Below are 17,164 nucleotides of genomic sequence, written 5' to 3'. Positions count from 1 at the left end.
TCCCAGTTGGGAATAGGCCTTCAACAACGGCTGAATCTTTATTGAATTGATGACCTGGTCGACCACTCGGGCAGGATGGTTTTCCGGCAGTAGTTCTTCAAAAGTTGGCGGAAAGGCCATCAGCTGGTGCTGATMATAGGGCTTGAAAGCAGGTAGTTTTCTGGATGGTTTTGATGACATTCTCTGATCGATTAATATACTTAAATATATGTAAATCAATTGATTATATCAAATCTTAAGTACATAAGATAATTAAAATTTATCACATATTTTGCCAAGATAATTATGATACAGCCCCTCAATAGCCACCAAAAAAAACGTGACCTAGCTAGGTCACGTCTGCGAAATTAATGTATGTGTATGAATTGTAAGCTTATTAATAACCTGGGTTTTGAACCAAGTTTTTGTTGGCATCTAGCTCTTGTGCAGCGATTGGCCAATATTCATCTTTGTTTTCTCGGTACACTACCTCTTGGGTTCCAAAGGATTTAGTAGCAACACTGTGGTTGTAAACAGGGTTTGCGTTTTCATCGATTCGGGTTAAAACGTTCCTATCCCAATTGTTGCCTAATCTATTCAGGTAGATATATCCATTCATGACCTGTTTTGCAATCCCCCAACGGCGGAGGTCATGCCAACGAAGGCCATCATTTGCTAATTCAACTTTTCTTTCATATCGCAATGCCGTACGCAATTGTGCTTGCGACAAACCGTTTGGTAGGTTTGGCATATTGGCGCGTTGTCGAATTTGGTTGATCGCATCATAAACCGTAGCATCAATGCTGTTTCCTTCAATTTTAGCTTCTGCATAGATCAACAAGAGCTCAGCATAGCGGAATATACCAACGTTCAGATCGGAGAATCCCGAAACCGAAGTCGTTGCAAAATCAGCAAGGTCAGTATGCTTGCGCCATAAATATCCGCTAAATGAACGATAAGCATTCGTAGCATCTGCATTGGCCTGAGAAGTCGGTTTTTCAGCAGAGCCATTGATCACTGGCCAGTAATTGTTCACCCTCGAAAATGCAGCGTTCGGCTCAAATTGAAATCCCATAAATCTAGAATGCGGACGAACGGTATATAAATCCAGGCGTGGATCTCTGTTTTCAAAAGGATTTTCTGGATTGTATAAAGTGGATTCTGTAATGAATTTTCCCTCCAAATCCTGAAATGAATCAATAAAGTTTTGAGTCGGACCCCAATAACAAACACCTTTTCCTAATCTAGATGCCAAATAATATCCTTGGTTATGGGTGTTATCACTAATATTGCGATTGTATTCTACTACCCAGATCCATTCCTTGCTGCTCTCATAGCCTTTATGCCCAAAAATGTTTGCTACTTCTGGCTCGCCTTCTTTATGTGTTTTGTTGGCATATTGGATGGAGCTGTCAAATTCTGTTAAGCTATGTATGCCATTTGATAGCGTTATCGCTTTTTTGGCAGCCTCTGCCGCAACATTATATTGTTTCGCATATAATGCTACTCTTGCTTTCAATGTATATGCAGCAATGCTTGAAGCCCTGGAAAACTTTACTCCAGCTTGTGAGAGTGGTAAATGGTCGGCAATAGCAGTCAATTCTTCCAAGGTGAATTTTTCAATTTCCGATTTTGCGGTTCGAGCAGGTAATTCATCCGATAATTTCAATGCATTTTTTAGCAATGGAACATCCCCGTAAAGCTCAATTAATTGAGAATAACAGTATGCGCGGATAAATCTTAGTTCAGCGTCAATTCTAGCGTAATCGGCTTCAGACATACTCGATTTGATGCCTTCTAATTTGTCTAGCACATCGTGTACCCTGCCAATTGTTTTATAATGTGCGGCCCAAGGTTTTGTGGCCAGCGCATTGTCGGTGGTAATCGAACTCGTAATAGGAGAGGTGTAATTATTACCTGGTCTTGCATAGCCAATATCGGTGATATTGTCCATTACGTGCCATATAGGCGTACTAGAAGCATCAAGCAATGTCAAAGCTTTATAAGCTCCTAATAAGCCCATTTCTGCCTCTTTTTGCGTGGTAGGGAATGTTTCTGAAGACGGGTTGTCCAATGGTAACTGTTCCAGACCGCATGATGTCATTAGAGCAGCACAAAGTGCACTCATTCCTATGATTGATTTTGTTATCTTGATCATTGTTCTTTAAAATTTGAAGTCTAAACCAAATGTGTACACCTTAACCTGCGGGTAAAAGTTCCCTGCACCCAAGGAAACACCATCTTGTGCGCCTGAGTTGTAGTTGATCTCAGGATCATAGCCCTCGTAAAAGTTTGTTTTTGTAAATAAGTTCTGGCCATTCGCATAGATGAAAATTCCACCAATCTTAGAATTTGCAAGCCAGCTTTTAGGAATTTCATAACCTAATTGAACATTCTTAAGCCTTAAATACGAAGCGCTTCTCATCCAGAAATCCGAGTTCTGCGTGTTATTGGTTGAAGTAACAGATACTCTTGGCAATGATGCGTTTTTATTGTCTTCAGACCAGTAATCCAATTGCCATGGTTTGATAGCAGAAGAATTTACTGCTGGAATTACATAATGAGAATCCAAGTAGCCATCAACTTTTGCTACACCTTGGATAAATGCTCCAAACCTGATTCCCTTATAGCCTAGATCCAGATTAAATCCATAAGTGTATCGTGGAATCGTATTACCGATAATTACCTTGTCGGCATCAGAGATCTTCCCGTCAGGAATAACGTTTCCATTCTCGTCAAAGCCACCAGCGATGTCCTTATAACGGATATCTCCAGGTTTGATCGTGCCAAATTGAGTTGGTCCATTGTCAATTTCTTCCTGTGATTGGTAGAGTCCATCAGAGACATAACCAAATATGGAGTTAATCGGATAGCCGACTTGTTGTCTCAATAAAGTTCCCTGGGTTTGTCCGGCCATATCGGTTATCTTATTTCTGACATCCGAGATGTTGGCACCGATCCCTATCTTGAAATCTCCAAATTGATTGTCGTATCTCACCGATGCCTCCCAGCCTTGGTTCTGAACTTTAGCAGCGTTTTGGAAAGGAGCATTTTTACCGAATAATTCTGAGATATAAAGTTTTAATAAGATCCCATCTGTATGTTTTTTGTACCAATCAAATGTGAATGTAAAGTGATTGAACAGTGATGCATCCAAACCAACTCCGGTCATGGTTGTTTCTTCCCATAATAAACCTTGGTTAGCCATGGTGTTCAAAGCAATCATTTGCTCTACGGTACCACCAACGGAAATGCTTCCCATTTCCAATGTTTGGATATATGGATAATAGGAATTTCCAATGTTCTGGTTACCCAATTTACCCCACGAAGCACGTAATTTCAATTGATTGATTGAGTTTTTTAGGTTTGCCATAAACGGTTCTTCGGAAATTCTCCATCCTGCAGAAAACGATGGAAATGCTGTCCAACGGTTAGCAGAAGCAAATCTTGAGCTACCATCGTAACGTAAGTTAGCCTCTAATAGATACCGTCCTTTGTAATCATAATTGAAACGTCCAAAGGTCGATGCCAATAACCATTGATATTGGTTTCCAGCGTTATTTTTAGTCTCGGTATCTGCACCTGCGTTCAAAACTTCGTAAGTGTCATACGTGAAATCGCGACGGTATCCCATTAGGTATTTCTCATCGTACGTTTCCCGTGATGCACCGATCATCAAACTCAAGTTATGGTCATTGAAGGATTTCTGTGCGGTACCTTGAATGGAGTAGCTTCCATTGAAGTAACGGTAAGCAGATTCAGTCAATTCGGTTGATGGCAAAGCAGTACCAGCTTCATTTCCGTCTTCATAATAAGTCATGACAGCTTTTGCAAAATCATGGATATTACGAGTGCGGTATCTAGGTGCTGCCATACCTGTTAAGCTCAACCATTCTGTAGGCTTGTAATTGATCGATAAGTTACCAATCAATTCAAGGTTGTTAACTTTTCTGTTCCCTCCATCTTCAATAAATGCTACCGGATTGTTTTTCACCCAACCCTCAGACCATAGTCCATCCGCAACACGAATAGGAATATTGGTAGGCATACGGCCGATATAGTTCCAAATGGTGCCTTCATTGGCGATTTGTGTCCGGTTTGTGTTTACTGCTGATAGGTCAAAACGGATATTCAGCTTGTCATTGGGGTTGATATCCATGTTGTTTCTAAATGTATATCTCTTAAACCCGGTGTTCTTGATCAAGCCATCTTGCGATACATATCCTACAGAAGGAGCAACCCTTATTTTTTCAGCGCCAGCATTTAAGGTAAGAAAGTGATTATGGGTAAATCCCGACCCGCTTAGAATTGCTTTTTGCCAATCGAAATTGTCCGGGTTTTCAGCGTATAATTTGTTGAAATCTTCAAAATCCTTATCGCTGTAAATCACCGAACCATTATCATTCATATTGGCGTCATTGAATACTTTCATGAATGTGGCACCATCCGTTACTTTTGGTATAAAAGTAGGGTTTTGCCATCCTGTATAACCTTTGTAATTGATTCCAAATTGGTCTTTGCCTCTTTTGGTGGTTACTAAAATGACGCCGTTTGCTGCCCTAGAGCCGTAGATAGATGCAGATGCAGCATCTTTTAGTACCGAAATACTCTCGATCAGATTCGCGTCGATATTGTCCAAAGAACCAGCTACACCATCGATAATTACCAGTGGTTCGGAGTCAGAACCGCCAAATGAATTTACGCCACGAATCCGGATTGATCCTTGGTCACCTCCTGGAGCACCAGATTGAGAAGTTACAGTGACACCGGGTGCAAGGCCCTGTAGTGCCGTAGATGTGGAAACTACAGGTCTTCTTTCCAATTGTTCGCTGTTGATGGTCGATACAGCTCCTGTCAGGTTTACTTTCTTTTGCGTACCATAACCTACTACGACAACTTCATCAAGGTTGGTTAGGTCAGCGGTCATTATAACATTGATCATGTTCTGATCTGAAATTGTCCTTTCTGCATTTGCAAATCCCATGCTTGCAAATAAAAGGATATCGCCCGTGTTTGCATCGATACTGTATTCACCAGTTTCTGATGTTTGCGCCAAGGCATTTAGGTGACCTTTGATCTTGATAGTAACGCCTTCAATTGGGTTTCCATCTTCATTGGTCACTTTTCCCCTGATATTTTTTTGCTGTGCCCAAAGTATACCCACAGGTAGGAAACACAACAAAAAAATGAGATGTAATTGTTTTTTCATTTAGATGTGTATTAATAATAAATAGGTTATTCTATTCAGATGTATTAGAAATGTGATTTAATGTTATTTAAAAATGTTTAAAATTGTTTCGAAAATAGATTTATAATGTTAAATAATTATTAAGGAAGTATTTTGATTTTGTTAAAAACAGGCAAATACATCCTAATCATAGTAGATTTTATTCAAAAACAACAAATGGTTATATGCTTATAAAGCGATTCGAAAATAAAAAAAAAGATTTTTAAACCAAAAATTTAAAAATCTTTTTTCTGAAGGTGAGAAGGGAATGGGTGTTAGGCGACGATGATTTTGATGCCTAGGTCTTCAATGGATTTAACAATGTTCGGGGAAACCTTGCTGTCTGTAATAATGTAATCTACATCTATAAGTTCACAGATTTTACCTAGTCCTCTTTTTCCAAATTTGCTGCTATCTGCCAGGATCGCGATTTTTTGGGAGGTTTCGATCATTTTTTGGTTTAATGTAGCTTCTGGCAAATTGCTAATTGAGATACCGAATTCAAGGTCGATGCCATCTGCTCCGAGGAACAAAATGCCACAGCTAATCTCGTCCAGGACGCGCATTGCGTATTGTCCAGCTACGGAAGAAGAGTTCGGTCGAATTAGCCCACCCAATAACAAAACCTCGATATTTGGCTTTCCACTGAGCTCTAAGCCCACTTTTAAAGCCGGAGTGATTACTGTCAAGGCATGGGTGGTCTCAATGTTTTTTGCCAAAGTAAAGACGGTCGTGCCAGATCCGATCATGATAGAATCATTGTCTTTTATCAGCTTAATTGCAGCTTGGGCAATGCGCTGTTTCTCTTCACTATTGATCGATTCCTTGACTATTATAGGACGATCAATTGCGTAAGGATTGCTGCTGGATGCGCCACCTTTAATCCTGAATAACAGGTTTTTATCTTCTAAAACTTTCAGGTCTTTGCGGATCGTTACGCTGGAAACCTTCATGGTCTCGCAGAGCCAGTCTATCGTAATCTTCCCTTTTTCCTTTAAGCTCTTTAGAATGAATTCGTGTCTGTCCGTAATATTCATCATAATTCATTTAATAAGTTAATCTAAAACAAATATAACCACCTTTTCCAAACCTGCCTACTCTTTTTTTTTATTTAAAAATCTTTTTTTATATTCTTTTTTTTCTACATTTGGAATTAACTAATAAAATACAATAACCAAACATACCTTATGTCGAAGTATACTTTGCCGATGCCTGCCAGCAAAAGAAGATGGTTTATAATAGCGGTCATATTTTTGGCTATCGTTTTTAATTATTACGATCGGCAAATCGTATCCATCCTGAAACCGATGTTGAAGGATGAATTTGACTTAGGCGATGACGGATATGCATTAGTTATCAATGTATTCACCGTTTTTTATGCCTTGATGTACCCTGTTTCAGGTTGGCTGGTTGATAAATTCGGTGAAAAGAAGGTGATGTTGGTGGGGATTTTGGGATGGTCAGTTGCTTGCCTCGGAGGCGGGTTTTCAAGAACTTTCGGTTCTTTTTTGTTCTTCAGGGGAATGCTAGGTGCGGCCGAGCCAACAAATTTTCCCGCGCAGTTGAAAGTGATAACTGTTTGGTTTTCGGGAAAATTAAGAGCAACAGCGAATAGCCTATGTGTCGCCGGAAGCTCAATAGGGGCGATCATTGCTCCTCCAATCGTAGCGTGGTTAGCAATTAGATATAATTTCCATACGGTATTCATCGTTGCGGGTATTGTAGGGTTAATCATCGCATTGTTATGGTTCTTGATTTATACGGAACCACCGGCAGGAATCCGAAATGAAGCTGTTGGAGAAGTTGATGAGTCTTCTACAAACCAAGGTTTTTCTTGGGGGCAGCTATGGAAAACAAAGACTTTATGGGGGATATTATTGATTCGTTTTGTAAGTGATCCAGTGTGGTACTTCTGTCTTTTTTGGCTACCAGGCTATCTTCAGGAAGATAGTGGACTGACCTTGGCTCAGATTGGAATGTTTGGCTGGATTCCATTTTTGGTGGCTGATATAGGTGCTATCGGGACTTCAGCATGGTCAGATAAAATGGTGCGTAATGGTAAAGAGCCTTTGATAGCTAGAAAAATTATGCTGAGCAGTATCGCTGTACTGGCACCTTTATGTTGTTTGACAGCCTATGTTTCGAATCCATATTTGACCATTCTGATTTTTTCTTTGGTAGCAGTTGCCTGTTTGAGTTGGCTATTCACGATATCTGTCGTGATTGCTGAAGCTTTTCCAGTGAAAAATGTGGCTTCTGTTTTGGGAATTGCAGGTGGATTTGGAGCGTTGGGCGCTGTATTATTCAATTATTTCGTTGGGCAGATGATGGGATCATTAGGCGCAGGCACCATATTTATTGCAATGGCATTTATGCACCCCATCGCGGTTCTGATATTATGGACTATGGTAAAGAAAGAAAAGCCAAAACAAGCATTGATAGAAAGTAATTAAAAAGAAAATATTATAAAATAGTAATTGTTATGGGAGAAGTAAAGACCATTTTGGAGCCTGCAAGACAGACTCCTGTTCGCTTGGAGGTGGATGTTTTGGTAGTTGGAGGTGGCCCTGCGGGTATTATTGCGGCACAAGCTGCTGCATCAGACGGATTAAAGGTTGCCTTAATCGACAACAGAAGCTTTGTTGGTGGAAATATGACCATTGGATTGCCAATTTTAGGTTTCTTGGGACAGAAAGGAAATCAAATTATCAAAGGTTTGCCCCAAAAGTTTATTGACAAACTCAAGGAGGTAGATGCAGCTTCTGAGCATCGTCCTTGCCCATTGCATATGAGCCTGACTTTGGTAGAGCCAGAAGCAGTTAAAAACGTAGGTTTGCAAGTACTGGAAGAGGCCGGAGTAAAAGTTTTGCTTTATGTTTTCTCGGCAGGTGTAGTTATGGATGGAGATGCCTTGAAAGGAGTAATTATAGAGAGCAAATCAGGGCGTGAGATTATTTTGGCGAAAACAGTAATTGATTGCACCGGTGATGCCGATGTAGCATTTAAAGCTGGTGTAGAGTGTGAACAAGGAAACGAAGATGGTGGAGCACAGCCGCCAACATTGATGTTCTGTATGGCTGGCGTGGACACTGAAAAATTAAGAATGTCCATAGCTGAAGAGCCAAGAACTTATCTTACGGATTTTATCCCATCGGAATATTTTGGTCAAAACAATCAATTTATCGTTGTTGGTTTGCGCAGTGTGATGGAAAAAGCACGTCAGCATGGCTACAACTTGCCTGTTGAGCGAACCATATTGATCACAGGATTGCGTAAAGGTGAAGTATGGGTGAATATGTCCCGTATCAATGGTGTAGATGGTACTAATCCAGAAAGTCTGACCTACGGTGAAATCGAAGGACGTAAGCAAGTAGAAGAAATACAGCGTTATTTGAAAGAATTTGTTCCAGGATTTGAAAACTCAAGGTTCACAAAAATGGCACCTTTCCTAGGGATCCGTGAAACTCGCCGTATCGTGGGTAACTATACCATGACTGCAGATGATATCTTGACTTGCCGTCGCTTTGACGATGCAGTTGCGGTTGCGAGTTATCCGCTGGATATACATCATCCCGAAGGTGGAGGTTGTACTTTAACTTGGTGTGGGGACAGTTATGATATTCCATACCGCTCCTTAGTACCTAAAAATGTGAAGAACCTGTTGGTTGCTGGGCGATCGATTTCGACCACACATGAAGCGATGTCAGCTATCCGAGTTATGGCACCTTGCATGGCGATGGGTGAAGCTGCAGGACGCGCAGCAAAATTAGCAGTAAGAAAAGGAATCACACCTGCTGACGTGAATGTTGATGAATTGAGAGCAGAACTGATCAGCACTGGAGCATACTTAGGTGAAAACCTGACAGCTGCTGTTTAATAAAAATGAACCATGAAGCAATCCGGTAAATCAAATCGAAGAGACTTCTTTAGAAAAGCAGGCTTGTTGGCTGCGCTTCCTTTAGTTAGTAAACTTGAGCTTCCTGCAGCAGAAATTGGAAGTAAGGGCAGTACAATCAAGGTGTTGACATGTAATATCCGTGTGGATTTAGAAGAAGATGCCGCAAAAGGTTTGGGCTGGAAAGACAGAAGAGAAGCGTGCTTAACCATTATCAGAAATCAAAAGGCTGATTTAATAGGATTTCAAGAAGTTTTAAAAGGTCAATTCCTTGATCTTAAGGAGCAATTGACTGATTATTTTGCATTTGGATTTGATGGGCCAGAGATGGATCAGTTTAAAGAAGGGTACCATGGGATTGCTAAAAATCCAATCCTATTTTCTAAAAAGAGGTTTGAATTATTGGCCGCCGGAGCCTATTGGTTATCTGAAACACCTCTAAAGGCCGGCAGTATTTCATGGGGATCTGCTCGAGCAAGAAATGCTTGCTGGGTAAGGCTTTTGGATAAGAAAACCAAGCGTGAAATAAGATTGACCAACCTTCATCTGGACCATGTCAGCAATGAGGCTAAGGAAGGCCAAATAAAAGTTGTTTTAGATGAAGCCAGCCAATATCAAGCAGATTTTCCACAGATTATTACAGGTGATTTTAATGTGGGAATGGAGTCAAAAGTCTATCAAGATATAATGGATGCTGGATGGAAAGATTCATTTGTCCAAGCAAATGGTCCGGAAAAACCTCAAGGAACAACACATGGATTTAAAGGTGAAGATCCCGCCAGAAAGAAATCAAAGAAAATTGATTTTGTTTTTGTTAATGGACCACTCCAAGGAATAGAAAGCCATATCATTAAAGACAGCTATAAAGGAAGGTTGCCAAGTGACCATTATTTTGTTAGTGCTGTCTTAGCATATCAATAGAATTTAAGAGAGCTAAAAGGAAAGGAACAGATTAATTGTCTGTTCTTTTTTTAGCTCAAACAGGTTTAATTATGTTATATTTTGTTTATTTTTATTTTACTAACAAAATAAATCAATCTTAACCTTAACAAAAAATAATGGCACAGAACAATTTAATGGATAAGCTAGGTATACCTAGTCATTTAAAATGGGGTTACTTAGGTATTCTTATTTTCATGATGGGTGATGGTGTTGAACAGGGCTGGTTAAGTCCTTACCTGACCGAGCATGGGATGAGTATCGAGCAATCAGCAGCACTGTTTACGGTCTATGGAATCACTATTGCAATTTCCTCATGGTTTTCAGGGGTATTGGCAGAAAGCTATGGTCCTCGGAAATCCATGTTGATGGGGTTGATTTTATATCTCATTGGTACGATTGGTTTTGTGGGGCAAGGGATGGCCAAACTGGATTACAATGCGATGCTGTTATTTTATGCCATTAGAGGGTTTGGATATCCATTATTTGCCTATTCATTTATGGTATGGATCAATTATCGCACTCCCAAAAATATGTTGGGCAGAGCCGTTGGTTGGTTCTGGTTTGTGTTTACAGGAGGATTAAATGTATTGGGGGCATACTATTCTAGTTGGGCATTGGAAAGAATTGGCTATGAAAATACACTATGGTCTTCCATTATTTGGGTCTTGATCGGAGCATTCTTCGCACTTATTTTGAATCGGGATAAATTTGAAACGAAGGCATCCAAAGGTTCAAAAGTTCAGGAATTGGTTAATGGACTGACCATTGTAAATAAAGAACCCAAAGTATTGATTGGCGGGATTGTTCGAGTAATCAATACCACAGCTCAATTTGCGTTTCCAGTTTTCCTGCCGATGTATATGGCAGAGCATGGATTTAATACCAAGGAATGGTTACAGATTTGGGGCACCATTTTCACGAGCAATATAGCCTTTAATTTAATTTTCGGATTTGTTGGGGATCGACTAGGATGGCAGCGCACTATTATGTGGTTTGGCGGTGTTGGCTGTGCGATTACGACTGTTTTGTTCTATTATTCTCCGATTTGGTTTGGCGGAGCCTATTGGGCGGTAATGATTGCAGGGATTGCTTGGGGTGGTCTTTTGGCTGGATACGTTCCATTGTCTGCATTAGTGCCTTCTCTTGTAAAAGAAGATAAAGGTGCCGCTATGGCTATCTTGAATCTTGGTGCCGGATTACCCGTATTTGTTGGTCCTGCAATCGTCGGACTATTAATCGGAACAATAGGTAGTGAAGGAGTAATTTGGGTATTGGCTGGCCTATACCTAGTCAGTGCTGTACTGACAAAATTTATTACGATTCCTGAAGAAATAAAGGGATCAACTGAAGAAGTAAATATAGTTTAGAAATTGATTAAAAAAGAAATATAACCTTATGAAAGTATTGTTGACCGCGCCTTATGAGAATGAAAAAGCATTGAACGAACTGAAAGGTCTTTTTGATGAGGTCATTTACCGTTCATGGAAACCTCATGGTAGAGCTTATAATCCTGAAGAATTGATTGCTTTATTGCAAGAAACGCAAGTAGATGCATTGATATCGGAACATGATGAAATTACAGAGGAGGTATTGCGTGCTAACCCACATTTGAAATTTGTAGGGATCTGTCGTGGTACCCCCTCAAACATAAACTTGGATGTTGCCACTGAATTGGGGATTCCAGTATTTAATACCCCAGCACGAAATGCTCAAGCTGTAGCAGAAATGTTCATTGCCAATGTGATTACCCTAATGCGGAACACAATTCCTGCAATAGATTGGTTAGAAGGTAAAAATTGGGGCGAAGGAGCCCATACTTCATATTTACAATTCAAGGGAAATGAATTGGCAGGAAAAAAAGTAGGAATGGTTGGGTTTGGAGCTGTAGGTCAGCATATTGCACGTATGTTGATGAGCTTTCCATGCGAGATATTCTATTTTGACCCATACTATGAGGATCCAAATTCAGAGTATAAAAAAGTTGAACTTGAAGAGTTGTTTTCTTCCTGCGATGTCATTGGAATTCACCTTCCTGTAACTGCGGAAACTAAAGGTATGATCGATAAAAAATACCTCTCCTTGTTGAATAAGGATGCCATATTTGTTAATACTGCAAGAGCGACAGTGGTTAATAGAGAAGATCTATTGGAGATCATCGAAAGTGGACAAATCCGAGGCGCTGTATTGGATGTGTTTTATAACGAACCACCTGATGAAATTGACTACAAAATGATCTTGAACAAAAATGTTATTGCAACACCTCATATTGCAGGTGCTACGCATGAAGTTGAAGATCATCATGCATTTATTATGAACAATAATTTACGTGAATTTTTTCACAATGGTAATAAATCTATCAAACAACTTGTTAATAAAGCTGTAGTAGAGAAAACATCAATTAGCTAATTTATGGCACTTAAGGAAGCTTATTTAATCGTTGATATCGGTACTGGAAATGCGCGTGTTGCAGTATGTGCTATTGATGGTGAAATATTAAGTATTAAACGAGAGAATGTTCATTATGAAACAGACTCAAATTACGAAGACTCCATATTTTTCAATCCCGAAGAACTGTGGAGACAAATAATAAAATTGTCCAAAGAAGCATTAGCAGAATCTGGAGAAGTACAGATCAATGCTATTACTGCAACTAGCCAAAGGGAAGGTATTGTCATCACTGACAAGGATGGGAATTCCTTGTTAGGTATGCCGAACATTGATCATCGGGGTCGAAAATGGGAACCATCTTTAAAAGATAAAGACTTGGTCTATAATCTTTCAGGACGTTATCCAACATCTTTATTTTCTGCTTTCAAATTAGTGGGAGTGAGGGAGGTATATCCAGAATTATTTGAGAAAATAAAATGTTTTATGAGTATCAGTGATTGGATTCAGTTCAAATTTTCTGGAATTGAGGGCTATGAGCATTCACAAGCTTCTGAAACATTGTTGTATGACGTTGAGAATAAATCTTGGTCCTCAGATTTGTTGGCTCAATTCAACTTATCTACAGAGATATTGCCGGAATTAAAGGATGCTGGGACGATTTTAGGAAGTATAAAACCAGATGTTGCAGATGAGTTTGGTATCAGCCCACAAGCTGTAGTTGTTGTAGGTGGTGGTGATACGCAATTGGCTATCCGAAGTATGGAACCTTCTGCTAATGACGTAGTGATTGTTTCGGGCACTACTACACCAATAATCAAGATTGTGGATGCCTATGAAAAGGATTCCGAACAAAGAACATGGACAAGTCGCCACATCGATGCCAACAATTTTATATTGGAAGCAAACGCTGGAGTAACAGGGTTGAACTATCAGCGATTAAAAGAGATTTTCTACCCAAATGAAGGATACGATGTCATTGAAAAAGAATTAGAGGATGCGACTTATTCACAATGTGTTGCGTCTTTAGGTTCATTGATAGCTGATGAGGAAGAACCCTTGACAAAGGGAGGTTTTATATTCAATGCTCCTGTTTCTCATCAATTGACAAGAGGAAGTTTTGTATTTGCAATCCTTTGGGATATTGCATGCAGTATCTATGAGAATTATAAATTCTTAGGTGCCGTTTCACCACATCATGAGTCTTATATATGGGCGTGTGGAGGAGGAGTTGAAAGTCGTAAGCTTCGCCAGTTTATAGCAAATTTATTCGGTAAAAGTATTAAAATCAGAGACACATTCCGCCAAGCTTCGGTATTGGGTGGTGTATTTTTGTGCAACGATGCTTTGGGTGTTAAGAATGCATCTCCTGAATTACTAGAGGAAATTCATCCACAAGACCATGAGGAATTTGAAAAGCTTTATCAAGAGTGGAAAAACGCTCGAAAAACCTTTAAACAAGTAGCACATTAGATGAGTAAATATTTTTTTGGGCTGGATGTTGGTACTCAAGGAGCCAGAGTAGTTTTGGTAGATGAAAACGGAGAACTCATAGCCTCTGATTCACGAAAATTCCAATTAACTGATAAGTTCCGTGAAGAACAATCTCCATCTGTCTGGTGGAATGATTGTGAGGAATTGCTGAGTGGAATTATCCAAAACTTGCCAACAAATATTGACAAGCAAGATATTGTTGCAATTTCTGTGACTTCAACTTCAGGAACTGTTATCCCTTTAGACTCAAACAATCAACCATTGCATGATGCCATTATGTACAGTGACCCCAGATCTGCGGGCCAGGGACAACGGATTAAAGCGATAGCTGAGAAGAGAATCAAAAATGGATATACGGGATTCAATTCCTCCAGTGGAATAAGTAAGATGCTCTGGTTTGTTGAAACATTTCCTGAAAAGGCCGAAGCTATTTCTTTATGGATCCATGCATCAGATTATTTAATTGGCAAGCTTTCAGGGAATTACCATACTACGGATTATACCAATGTCCTTAAATCTGCCTATGATTTGGAGAAGTTGGAATGGCCTAACTATGTGACTGAAGATATCGGAATCAAAGAATCTTGGTTACAGAACGTAGTTCCCTCTGGGACAGTAGTAGGAACATTAAAGACGGATTTGGCGGAAAAATGGGGTTTACAGGACCTTAAAGTTGTTGTAGGCATGACTGACGGTTGTGCTACGCAGATGGCTTCTGGAGCAGTAAAACCTGGAACCTGGAATACGACGATTGGAACTACATTAGTCATCAAAGGAGTTACCAAAAGCAATGTTATAGATCCGTTGGGGCGGCTTTATAGCCATAGGCATCCAGAAGGTTATTGGATGCCGGGAGGTGCTAGCAATACTGGTGCAGACTGGATTTCCATGGAATTTTCGGATGGATTGGATCAACTGAACGAATCTGCAGAAAAATTAATTCCTACAGCTGAGCTAGCATGGCCTTTGTGGCAAGAAGGAGAACGATATCCTATTATGGCACCACAAGCAAGAGGCTTCGCTCCAGAAAATATAGAAAGAGAAAAATTATTCGCAGCAAATTTGGAAGGGGTGGCCTTTATCGAAAAACTCGCCTATGAAATAATTGAAGAATTATCCTCTGAAAAGGTAGAAGCGGTTTATTCTGCAGGTGGTGGCAGTAATAGTGATGTATGGTTGAAAATTCGAGCATCCGTGTTAAATGTTCCAATATATAAATGTAAGGAAGCGAGCGGTGCTTTTGGAGCCGCAATAATGGCAGCATCAAACACCTACTATAATTCATTGATTGAAGCTTCAGATAAAATGACAGCCATAGAGAAAGAAATATTGCCGGACCAAGATTTAGTAGAAGCATATAAAATCCAATACCAGGAGTTCAAACAGAAATTAACAGAATTAAAATATATATAGATGATTACAATCTGTCTATTGAGACATGGTGAAACTGCCTATAATGCAGATGGAAATAAATACTGTGGCAGAACAGATATTCCTTTAACTGAAAAGGGAATTTCTCAGGCTGAAAGAATGAATACACTATTACAGGACTTTACGTTTGATCAGATTTTCTGCTCACCATTGCAGCGAGCAAAAACCACTGCTGAAATAGCATCGGGGACTCCTGAAAAGGTACAGGTTGATGAACGATTGATTGAAGTGGATTTTGGTCAATGGGAAGGGAAGCGTTCTGATGATTTTATTGCTGAAGACCCTAATTCTTGGTACAATTGGCTTTCAGATCCTGAAAGATTTGAAGCCGGAAGAACAGGTGAAAATGCAAAACAAGTGATTGCTAGATTAGATAGTTTTTATAATGAGCTTTTGGATAAATATGATGATCAAACAATATTGGTTGTCGGCCACAATGGAGTAAACCGATTATTTATGGCTCAGCAGTTAGGAATGCCATTAAAGAATTACCGAAAAATTGTCCAAGAAAATTCTGCATTGACATTGATAACATTGGATAAACATAAAGGTTTCAATTTGTTAAAATTGAATGCGTAATTTTATCAGTTCAAATACAACCCTATGAAGAAAACCTATATTGCTCTTTTTACTGTCATTGCTATATTTCAGACAGCCTCTACCTATGCTCAAAAATTACATAAGTTAAATTTCAAAGATGTAGAGGAAATGTATTCTTACTTCAAATATGCTCCAGGGAAGAAAATTATTTCTGGACATCGTGGAACGATAGAAGATCAGATGCCTGAGAATTCTATCCCATCGATGCAAAAAGTATTACAGAATACGGTGGCAATATTCGAGGTCGACCCTAGATTGACTAAAGACAGTATTCCGGTCATGGTGCACGATGCAACTTTGGAAAGAACAACGACAGGGCATGGTAAAGTTGCAGATTTTACTTGGAAAGAACTTCAGGGTTTGAAATTGAAAGATCACAAAGGTAATCCTACAAAGTATAAAATCAATACATTGGATGAAATGATCAAATGGGCAAAAGGTAAGACAATTTTGAATCTTGATAAGAAGGATTTGCCGATGGAAATGACGGCAGAAATTATCCGGAAGCATAATGCTTATGCATGGGTATGGGTAACTGTGCACAACGTAGAGCAAGCAAAATTCTATCTCGAGAAAAACCCTAAGCAATATATGTCCATGCATATTCGTACGAAGGAACAATTGGAAGCCTTTAAGTCTTCTGGATTACCATACGATAGAATGATTGTTTACATTGGTCCTGAAATCAAATCATCCAATCAAGAATTTTATGATTTCTTTAAGGAAAAAGGGGTTATGTGCATGATATCAACAGCTCCTACTTATGATAAATTGCCTACGGAGGCGGAACGAGCAGAAAAATACAGAGCTGTATTTGCAGACGGTGCAACAGTTTTGGAATCAGATATGCCAATTGAAGTCAGTAAAGCAATTAAATAAACAAGCGTTTAATAATATTTACAATCAGGGGCTGTCTCTTAAAAAAATAACCCCGTCATTAAAAAATGGCGGGGTTTTTCTGTTTTTTGTCCTCAAGATTTTGTATCTTAAGGTGCACCCAAAAAACAATATGGCAAACATACAATTCAAAGCTCTTCCATCCAATAGTCCGAGTCTTTTTCCTGAGAATATTTTAGACCGTATCCCCTTGAACCATCCGGTTCGTTTGGTGAGTCAGGTTGTTGACCAGTTGGATCTGGAACATATCATCCGTCAGTATAAAGGCGGAGGCACGACCAGTTTCCATCCCAGGATGCTCATCAAGGTACTGT

At 39.6% G+C, this 17,164-nt stretch carries 12 protein-coding genes and 2 pseudogenes; 10 read left to right on the top strand and 4 right to left on the bottom strand.

Going from position 1 to position 17,164, the window contains the following annotated elements; translation table 11 throughout:
- The 4 genes and pseudogenes from CRT24_RS21060 to CRT24_RS12580 all read right to left on the bottom strand — a co-directional run.
- A pseudogene (locus tag CRT24_RS21060) lies at positions 1–180 on the bottom strand (hypothetical protein); the annotation flags it as partial.
- 196 nt (positions 181–376) lie between these two features.
- The gene (locus CRT24_RS12590; RefSeq protein ID WP_099371586.1) at positions 377–2,137 is read right to left on the bottom strand and encodes a RagB/SusD family nutrient uptake outer membrane protein; all 1,761 of its coding nucleotides are present in this window, start codon (positions 2,135–2,137) and stop codon (positions 377–379) included.
- A 6-nt stretch (positions 2,138–2,143) separates the two neighbouring features.
- A complete protein-coding gene (locus tag CRT24_RS12585; RefSeq protein ID WP_099371585.1) occupies positions 2,144–5,188 on the bottom strand; it encodes a TonB-dependent receptor in 3,045 nt (1,014 codons plus the stop codon).
- A 293-nt stretch (positions 5,189–5,481) separates the two neighbouring features.
- Positions 5,482–6,246 (bottom strand): DeoR/GlpR family DNA-binding transcription regulator, encoded by a 765-nt coding sequence (locus CRT24_RS12580; protein ID WP_180269131.1) that lies wholly within the window; start codon positions 6,244–6,246, stop codon positions 5,482–5,484.
- 147 nt (positions 6,247–6,393) lie between these two features.
- On the opposite strand from CRT24_RS12580, the gene CRT24_RS12575 reads away from it, so the two are divergent.
- The 10 genes and pseudogenes from CRT24_RS12575 to CRT24_RS20690 form a co-directional block, all read left to right on the top strand.
- Positions 6,394–7,659, top strand: a complete 1,266-nt coding sequence (locus CRT24_RS12575) for an MFS transporter (protein ID WP_257214037.1) — start codon at positions 6,394–6,396, stop codon at positions 7,657–7,659.
- A gap of 29 nt (positions 7,660–7,688) precedes the next feature.
- Positions 7,689–9,083: an FAD-dependent oxidoreductase gene (locus tag CRT24_RS12570; protein ID WP_099371583.1), complete on the top strand. Its 1,395-nt coding sequence runs from the start codon at positions 7,689–7,691 to the stop codon at positions 9,081–9,083.
- A 12-nt stretch (positions 9,084–9,095) separates the two neighbouring features.
- Positions 9,096–10,022, top strand: a complete 927-nt coding sequence (locus tag CRT24_RS12565) for an endonuclease/exonuclease/phosphatase family protein (protein ID WP_099371582.1) — start codon at positions 9,096–9,098, stop codon at positions 10,020–10,022.
- A 137-nt stretch (positions 10,023–10,159) separates the two neighbouring features.
- A complete protein-coding gene (locus CRT24_RS12560) occupies positions 10,160–11,410 on the top strand; it encodes an MFS transporter (protein ID WP_099371581.1) in 1,251 nt (416 codons plus the stop codon).
- Positions 11,411–11,438: 28 nt separating this feature from the next.
- Entirely contained in the window at positions 11,439–12,449 is a 1,011-nt protein-coding gene (locus tag CRT24_RS12555) for an NAD(P)-dependent oxidoreductase (RefSeq protein ID WP_099371580.1), read from the top strand.
- 3 nt (positions 12,450–12,452) lie between these two features.
- Complete coding sequence (locus CRT24_RS12550) at positions 12,453–13,901, top strand: FGGY-family carbohydrate kinase (RefSeq protein ID WP_099371579.1); 1,449 nt, start codon at positions 12,453–12,455, stop codon at positions 13,899–13,901.
- On the top strand, positions 13,902–15,335 hold the full coding sequence (locus CRT24_RS12545; protein ID WP_099371578.1) for an FGGY-family carbohydrate kinase: 1,434 nt from the start codon (positions 13,902–13,904) through the stop codon (positions 15,333–15,335).
- Positions 15,336–15,932, top strand: a complete 597-nt coding sequence (locus tag CRT24_RS12540) for a histidine phosphatase family protein (protein ID WP_099371577.1) — start codon at positions 15,336–15,338, stop codon at positions 15,930–15,932.
- A gap of 24 nt (positions 15,933–15,956) precedes the next feature.
- Positions 15,957–16,832: a glycerophosphodiester phosphodiesterase family protein gene (locus CRT24_RS12535; RefSeq protein ID WP_099371576.1), complete on the top strand. Its 876-nt coding sequence runs from the start codon at positions 15,957–15,959 to the stop codon at positions 16,830–16,832.
- Positions 16,833–16,962: 130 nt separating this feature from the next.
- A pseudogene (locus CRT24_RS20690) lies at positions 16,963–17,164 on the top strand (IS5/IS1182 family transposase); the annotation flags it as partial.

This window comes from Sphingobacterium sp. 1.A.5, from assembly GCF_002734235.1.
Classification (GTDB): Bacteria; Bacteroidota; Bacteroidia; order Sphingobacteriales; family Sphingobacteriaceae; genus Sphingobacterium; species Sphingobacterium daejeonense.
The sequence above is the reverse complement of the archived record's forward strand: the minus strand, read 5'-3'. Positions and strand labels throughout refer to the sequence as shown.